The sequence below is a fragment of the Mesorhizobium sp. M4A.F.Ca.ET.020.02.1.1 genome, assembly GCF_004022645.1.
In the GTDB taxonomy this organism is placed as follows: Bacteria; Pseudomonadota; Alphaproteobacteria; order Rhizobiales; family Rhizobiaceae; genus Mesorhizobium.
In genome coordinates, this window is sequence record NZ_RZOI01000292.1 from 1 (window position 1) to 6,876 (window position 6,876).

Genomic DNA, 6,876 nt, shown 5'->3' on the forward strand with positions numbered 1-6,876 from the left:
GCTCAGCATGGCTCCTCCGCCACGGCAGCGCCCGACAACATCGACCAGCGCGTGCAGGAATCGATCAAGGATATGACAGGCGGCGCCATTGGGCTTGCCATGGGCGTATTCAGTGTCTTCACCTCGCTCTACTTCGTCGGCGGAGCTTTGCTGGCAAGTTCCGTGGAGGTGAGAGGACTGGAGCTCCTCGGCAGTTATGGAAGTGTCGTACTCGCTCTGCTGGCGGTCGCTCTCTACGTGCCGTTCAACACCTGGATCGCAGTCAAACTCGGCGGCATGCTGGAGTGGCTCAACATCAGGATGCAGAAGGCTGAAGGTAGCTATCGCGGCGAACTGATCACACTATTGCGGCGCAGCTTCCATGTGGCGGCCTCGCAAGGCGAAGACGTGCAGAAGACGATACACGGCCGGCTCTATCTCGACATCGACAGAACTTGGTCGAAGTTCAACGTCGTCAACACCATCTATTCGGGCTTCGAGTCGGTCTACAACTTTGTCGGCGCCAAAATTGTCGCCTACGGGCCTGGCCTGGTGCCGTTCATCCACAATGGCCTCGACCTCAAGGGTTACATAACAGGCTCCGAACAGGTTAACGCGCTAATCAGCAAATGTTCGTGGTTCATCCACGTCATGCCGAGTCTGGCCACGCTACGTGCCAACAGCCAGCGCGTCATGGAACTCGCCAACGCCATCGAGAACGTGCAGCAGCCACAGGAATTCTACAGCCAGACCGGCCGCTCCGATTTCAGCTATGCCAGCCAGAATCCGGTCTTCGGCCTGACCATCCAGAAGCTCGAGCTGGCGCATCAGGGCGAGGATGCGACGCCGTTCCTGAGCGCCGCGAACCTGCGCTTCCGGCGCGGCGAGTGGACCTTCCTCAAGGGCGAGTCCGGCTGCGGCAAGACCTCGCTGATCAAGGCGATCAACTGCCTGTGGCCCTATGGCCGCGGCACCATCGTCTTCCCTGAAGGGGTCAAGAACTTCTACGCCGCGCAGGAGGTCAAGCTGCAGCAGGTGTCGCTGAAGCAGTTGGTCTGCCTGCCAGGCTCCGAGCGCGACCATAGCGATGCACAGGTCGCATCGGCGCTGCACAAGGCCGGCCTTGGCGACTTCATCGAACATTTGACCGACGAAAGCCGTGACGGGAAGAACTGGGACCAGGTGCTTTCGGGCGGCCAGAAGCAGAAGCTGGTGGTTGCCCGCATCGTGCTGCAGCAGCCGGGTCTCTTGTTCCTCGACGAGGCGACCGGGGCGCTCGATCCCGAAGGCAAGATCGCTTTCCACCAGGCGATCAAGGACAATTGTCCCGATGTCACGGTGATTAGCGTCATGCATGAGGCGGTGCCGCCGCGCTCGCTCACGGGCGCCGAGTTCTACCACAGTGTGGTCGCGATCGCTGACGGCGTCGCCACCAAGAAGCCGCTCGCGCCGAGCCTGCCGCGCGAGCTCACCACCATCCTCGTGCAACCGAGGCCGGTCGAGGACAAGTGGTTGCGCTTCCCTCGGCGCCTGAAGCAGAAATAGCAGCGCTTTTCTCTCTCCGATCCGTCCCCGGCATCAGACCGGCGCACTGAGCCGCTGAACTGCGACCGATCACAGTCTCGCGACCTGGTGCATCTGCCGCTGCTTTCCCGTGCCGCCGCGATTGACTCGGGCATAAGCGCTCTTATGTTGCGGCGGCTCGCAGAATTCCAACTGAACCGGCGAGCAGAAAGGTCAACGCGCCATGCCTGGCGACAGTCACAGTCGAACACAACCGCCGTCCGCCTTGACGTGACCTGATCGGCTCACGTCCTGCCGGACGGCAAGGAGTGAGCCATGAATGAATTCGCACCCGTATTGGACGACGGCGCCGTCGCCATCGCCCGTGTCCTCGCCAACGACCATGTCGCCGACGTCGTCGAGGCGCTCAACCACGAACCGCGCGAGACAGCCATAGAGCTGCTTTGCGCCGTGCCTTTCGAGCGGCTGGTCGAGATCTTCGACCAGCCCGAGCTCGAAAGCGCGCCGGAGCTCGTCGAAGCCTTGCCGCGCGTCAAGGCAAGCAAGCTCCTGACCGCTATGTCCGTCGACCGCGCGGCCGACATCCTGCGCGAGCTCGACGAGCCGGCGCGTTCCGAACTGCTCGGCACGCTCGCGCCGCCGCTGCGCGCGACGCTGCTTTCCATCCTCGGTTATCCCGAAGGCAGCGCTGCCTCGATCATGACGACGGAGTTCGTCAGCGTGCCGTCGGACTGGACCGTCGGCCGCACGCTCGACCACATCCGCAAGGTCGAGCGCACCCGCGAGACCGTCTATGCGATCTATATCGTCGATCCGCAAACGCACCTCCTGGTGCGCTCGACCGGACTGCGGCGTCTGATCACCGGCGAGCCTGGCGATCCGATCCTGTCGGTGGCGCCGGACCGCGAGCCGGTGACGGTCACGCCGCTGACCGATCGTGAGACGCTGGCGCAGACGATCTCCAAATACGACCTGCACGCTGTACCGGTCGTCGACCACGGCAAGATCCTCGGCATCGTCACCATCGACGACATCATCGACACGATGGTCGAGGAGACGACCGAGGACGTGCATCGCTTCGGCGGCATGGAGGCGCTCGACGAGCCCTATATGAAGATGGGCTTCCTCGCCATGATCCAGAAGCGAGCCGGCTGGCTCTGCGCCCTGTTCATCAGCGAGATGCTGACCGCCAATGCCATGCAAAGCTATGAAGGCGAGCTGGAGAAGGCGATCGTGCTGACGCTGTTCATCCCGCTGATCATGAGCTCGGGCGGCAATTCCGGCTCGCAGGCGACCTCGCTGGTCATCCGGGCGCTGGCGCTGCGCGAGATCGGCCTTGGCGACTGGTGGCGGGTGGCCCTGCGCGAACTGCCGACCGGCCTTGTGCTCGGGGCGATCCTCGGCGTCGTCGGCGTCTGCCGCATCACGCTGTGGCAGTATCTCGGCTTCTACAACTATGGCCCGCACTGGGAACTGATCGCGGCGACAGTGGGTGCCGCGCTGATCGGCATTGTCACCTTCGGCTCGCTCTCCGGGTCGATGCTGCCGTTCGCGCTGAAGCGCATCGGCTTCGATCCGGCAAGCGCCTCGGCGCCGTTCGTCGCCACGCTGGTCGATGTCACCGGCCTGGTGATCTACTTCTCGGTGGCGCTGGTGATCCTGCGCGGTACGCTGCTGTAGGCTTGAACATCCCACCGCCGGCTGTCGCCGGCGGTGGGTATCGTCAGACGCGCTCGCCGTTCTTCATCCGGTAGGTCGGCTTGTACATGGTGACCAGTTCTTCCGCCGCCGTCGGGTGCACGGCCATGGTGCGGTCGAAATCTTCCTTGGTCAGTCCTGCTTTCAGCGGAATCCCCAGAAGCTGCGCCATCTCGCCCGCATCCGGCCCGAGGATATGGGCGCCGAGCACCTTCCCCGAGGCACCGTCGACCACCAGCTTCATCAGCATCTTCTCGTCGCGACCGGACAGGGTGTGGCGCATCGGGCGGAAGCTGGCGCGATAAACCTCGATGTCGGCAAAGCGCTTGACCGCCTCGTCCTCCGACAGGCCGACGGTGCCGATCTCCGGCTGCGAAAACACCGCCGTCGGGATGGTGTCGTGGTCGGGCGCGGTCGGGTTGCCCTTGAAGGCGGACTCGATGAAGCACATCGCCTCATGGATCGCCACCGGCGTCAACTGCACGCGGTTGGTGACGTCGCCGATCGCCCAGATGTTGTCGATGTTGGTGCGCGAGTACTTGTCGACATTGATGGCGCCGGTCCTGGTGAGTTCGATGCCGACCCCTTCCAGGCCCATGTTCTCGGTGTTGGGGATGCGGCCGATGGCAAGCATTACCTGATCGACGGTCAGCACCTTGCCGCCGGTGACGAGCGCGTCCAGACGCCCGTCCGGCCGCTTGCGCACCCATTCCGACACCGCATGGCAAAGGATCTTGATGCCCTTCTTTTCCATGGTCTCGTGCAGTGTGCGCCTGAGGTCCATGTCGAAGCGCGACAGGATCTCCCTGCCGCGATAGACCAGAGTGGTGTCGACGCCGAGCCCATGGAAGATGTTGGCGAATTCGACGGCGATGTAGCCGCCGCCCTCGATCATGATTGCCTTCGGCAATTTCTTGAGGTCGAAAGCTTCGTTGGAAAAGATGCAGTGCTCATGGCCGACGAGGGCCGGATGCGGCGCCGGCCGGCCCCCGGTGGCGATCAGGATCTGGTCAGCGGTGACGGTCCGATCCTCCCCGAGAAGATGCACCACATGCGGATCAACCAGCATGGCGCGCGAATGGAACGTCTCGCCGCCGGCACCTTTCACGTTCTTCTCGTAGATGGCTTCCAGCCGGGCAATCTCCTTGTCCTTGTTGGCGACCAACGTCGGCCAGTCGAAACTGGCCTCGGGCACGCTCCAGCCGTAGCCGGCGGCGTCAGCAAAATGCTCGGGAAATTGCGAGGCATAGACGTAGAGCTTCTTCGGCACGCAGCCGCGAATGACGCAGGTGCCGCCATAGCGGTATTCCTCGGCGATGCCGACGCGCTTGCCGAGCGCCGCCGCGACACGGGCCGCCCTCACCCCTCCGGAGCCGCCGCCGATGACGAAGAGATCGTAGTCGTAACCGGCCATGCGTGGCTCCTTGCCTTCAAAAATGCCTGAGACAGGTAGGCTGCTCATCACCAAAAGAAAAGCCCGGACAAAGCCGGGCTTTCTGGTCCAGCGGCCGTCAGGCCGCGCAGCAAGGCAAATCAGTTCTGCGTGTTGTCGGCCGGCGCATCGCCGTCAGCCGGAGCCGAGCCATCGGCCGGCGCGGCACCATCCGCGGGAGCGGGCGCGGCCGGAGCGGCGGCCTTCGACGCGGCAGCCAGCGTTTCGCCCACCTGCTGGGCGAGGTCTCGGGCGACGCCGTTCTGCCAGATGTCGGCTGCCTTGACGAGATCGCGCGTCACTGCCGGACCGCTGTCCAGCAGCTTCTTGCCCGAATCGGAGCTGTAGAAGGTCGCGATGTCGTTGAGCTCCTTCTCGGAGAACACCTTGGCGTAGGCAAGGGCTGCTTCCTTCTCAAGATCGGCGCGGCGCGCCGCCAGCGCCATCGCCTTCTCGCTGACGGTCTTGCCGATCAGTTCCTGCATGTCGGGGTTCTTCTGGATGAGCTGGTTCTCAAGCGCCGCCGCTGCCTGCGGCAGGATGTTGTCGAACGGGTCGGTGGCATGGATGGCAGCGACGGCGGCGCGCGCAGCCTTCAGGTGCGATTCGGAGACGTCCTGCGCAAACGCCGGCGAGGACAACGCAAGGACAGCCGAAGCCGCCAGAGCGGCCGAGAAGCGGCGAACCCGGTTATGCAACATCATGGTCGATAGAACTCCCTGGTTTTCGGGCGGCATGGACGGTTTGGATGCCGTCGCCGCCGGCGATGATGGCCGCTGACGCCAGCCCGATGAAAAGACCATGCTCGACAACGCCTGGAATGGCGTGGAGAGCATTCGAAAGCGCTCTTGTATCCGGAATGCGGCCAAAAGATGCATCGAGGATAAAATGGCCGCCGTCTGTAACAAATGGCTGGCTCCCCGTCATCCTCAATGTAACCGGGCCGGAAAGGCCGAGGCCCGCGGCGGCCGCGCCGATCGCGATCTCGGTCGCGCGCAGGCCGAATTTGTTGACTTCGATCGGCAGCGGAAAGCGGCCGAGCGTCTCGACCATCTTTGACTGGTCGGCGATCACGATCATGCGCCCGGACGCCGCCGCGACGATCTTTTCGCGCAGCAGCGCGCCACCGCCACCCTTGATCAGCGTGAGGGCCGGGTCGACCTCGTCGGCGCCATCGACAGTGAGGTCGAGCTCCGGCGTCTCTTCGAGCGTCGACAGCGGCACGCCGAGCTCGCGGCAAAGTGCTGCGGTGCGCTCCGAGGTCGGCACGCCGATGACGCTTAGCCCGGTGGCGACCTTCTCGGCGAGCAGGCGCACGAACTCCTCGGCCGTCGAGCCGGTGCCGATGCCAAGCCGCATGCCGTCGGTGACATGGCCAAGGGCGGCCCGCGCGGCTTCGACCTTCAGTTGCCTCGCGTCCATGATTGCACGTCGTCCCCGGGAAAGGCTGATTTGGGCGCTCCTAGCATTTTTGCCCGCCCGGTCAAAGGCCGCGCTCTGCTTGTGCTCAAAGCCGGTGGATTGGCCAAGCCGGCTTGCCTGATCGGGGCACAGGGGTTATCGCCACGGGCGACGCAACCGCACAGGACTGCCCATGACCAGACCGATCATCGTGTTCGACCTCGACGGGACGCTCGTCGACACGGCGCCGGATCTGCTCGACAGCCTGAACCACAGCCTCGCCGCCAGCGAACTCGCGGCGGTCGACGAGGCAGGTTTCAGGCGCTTCGTCGGCCATGGCGGGCGGGTGATGATCGAGCGGGCGCATGCAGCGCAGCAGCGGGCGCTGGCGGCGGAGGAGCACGATCGGCTGCTAAGACTGTTCCTCGACCACTACACGCTCAACATTCCCGGCAAGTCGCGCCCCTACCCCGGCGTCGTCGAAGCGCTCGACCGCTTCAAGGACGCCGACTTCCTGCTCGCGGTCTGCACCAACAAATACGAGGCGAACTCGGTGGCGCTGATCGACGCGCTCGGCCTGGCGCGGTATTTCGCCGCGATCGCCGGCCAGGATACGTTTGCCTTCCGCAAACCCGACCCGCGCCATCTCACTGAAACCATCAGGCTGGCCGGCGGCGATCCGCAGCGCGCGCTGATGGTTGGCGATTCGCAGACCGATATCGACACCGCCAAGGCCGCCGGCATTCCGGTGGTGGCGGTCGATTTCGGCTATACCGATCGCCATGTCAGGGAATTCGAGCCGTCGGCCGTGATCTCGCATTTCGATGCGCTCACCCTCGGCC

6 protein-coding genes are annotated in these 6,876 nt (G+C 64.3%); 3 read left to right on the top strand and 3 right to left on the bottom strand.

The window, feature by feature from the left end; all coding sequences use genetic code 11:
• Together EN742_RS18625 and mgtE are read left to right on the top strand one after the other, a co-directional pair.
• A partial coding sequence (locus EN742_RS18625) for an ABC transporter ATP-binding protein/permease (RefSeq protein WP_148670149.1) occupies positions 1–1,524 on the top strand: 1,524 nt, incomplete at its 5' end.
• Between the two features lie 294 nt (positions 1,525–1,818).
• A complete protein-coding gene (gene mgtE, locus EN742_RS18630) occupies positions 1,819–3,183 on the top strand; it encodes a magnesium transporter (protein ID WP_128333133.1) in 1,365 nt (454 codons plus the stop codon).
• Positions 3,184–3,226: 43 nt separating this feature from the next.
• Here the strand turns inward: mgtE and gor are convergent, their stop codons facing one another.
• The 3 genes from gor to rpiA all read right to left on the bottom strand — a co-directional run bounded on the left by gor (position 3,227) and on the right by rpiA (position 6,055).
• Positions 3,227–4,615 carry a glutathione-disulfide reductase gene (gor, locus tag EN742_RS18635; RefSeq protein WP_128333134.1) on the bottom strand — a complete coding sequence of 463 codons (1,389 nt, stop codon included), beginning with the start codon at positions 4,613–4,615 and terminating at the stop codon, positions 3,227–3,229.
• A gap of 119 nt (positions 4,616–4,734) precedes the next feature.
• A complete protein-coding gene (locus EN742_RS18640) occupies positions 4,735–5,337 on the bottom strand; it encodes a DUF2059 domain-containing protein (protein WP_126054527.1) in 603 nt (200 codons plus the stop codon).
• Positions 5,324–6,055 carry a ribose-5-phosphate isomerase RpiA gene (gene rpiA / locus EN742_RS18645; protein WP_127407619.1) on the bottom strand — a complete coding sequence of 244 codons (732 nt, stop codon included), beginning with the start codon at positions 6,053–6,055 and terminating at the stop codon, positions 5,324–5,326. Before rpiA ends, EN742_RS18640 begins: the two co-directional genes overlap by 14 nt.
• A 172-nt stretch (positions 6,056–6,227) precedes the next feature.
• Between rpiA and EN742_RS18650 the strand changes: the two genes are divergently transcribed.
• A partial coding sequence (locus EN742_RS18650) for a phosphoglycolate phosphatase (protein WP_148670150.1) occupies positions 6,228–6,876 on the top strand: 649 nt, incomplete at its 3' end.

Coding starts and splice junctions, on each gene's coding strand:
- gor (WP_128333134.1), bottom strand. CDS start 4,615: ATGGCCGGTTACGACTACGATCTCTTCGTCATCGGCGGCGGCTCCGGA.
- mgtE (WP_128333133.1), top strand. CDS start 1,819: ATGAATGAATTCGCACCCGTATTGGACGACGGCGCCGTCGCCATCGCC.
- EN742_RS18640 (WP_126054527.1), bottom strand. CDS start 5,337: ATGATGTTGCATAACCGGGTTCGCCGCTTCTCGGCCGCTCTGGCGGCT.
- rpiA (WP_127407619.1), bottom strand. CDS start 6,055: ATGGACGCGAGGCAACTGAAGGTCGAAGCCGCGCGGGCCGCCCTTGGC.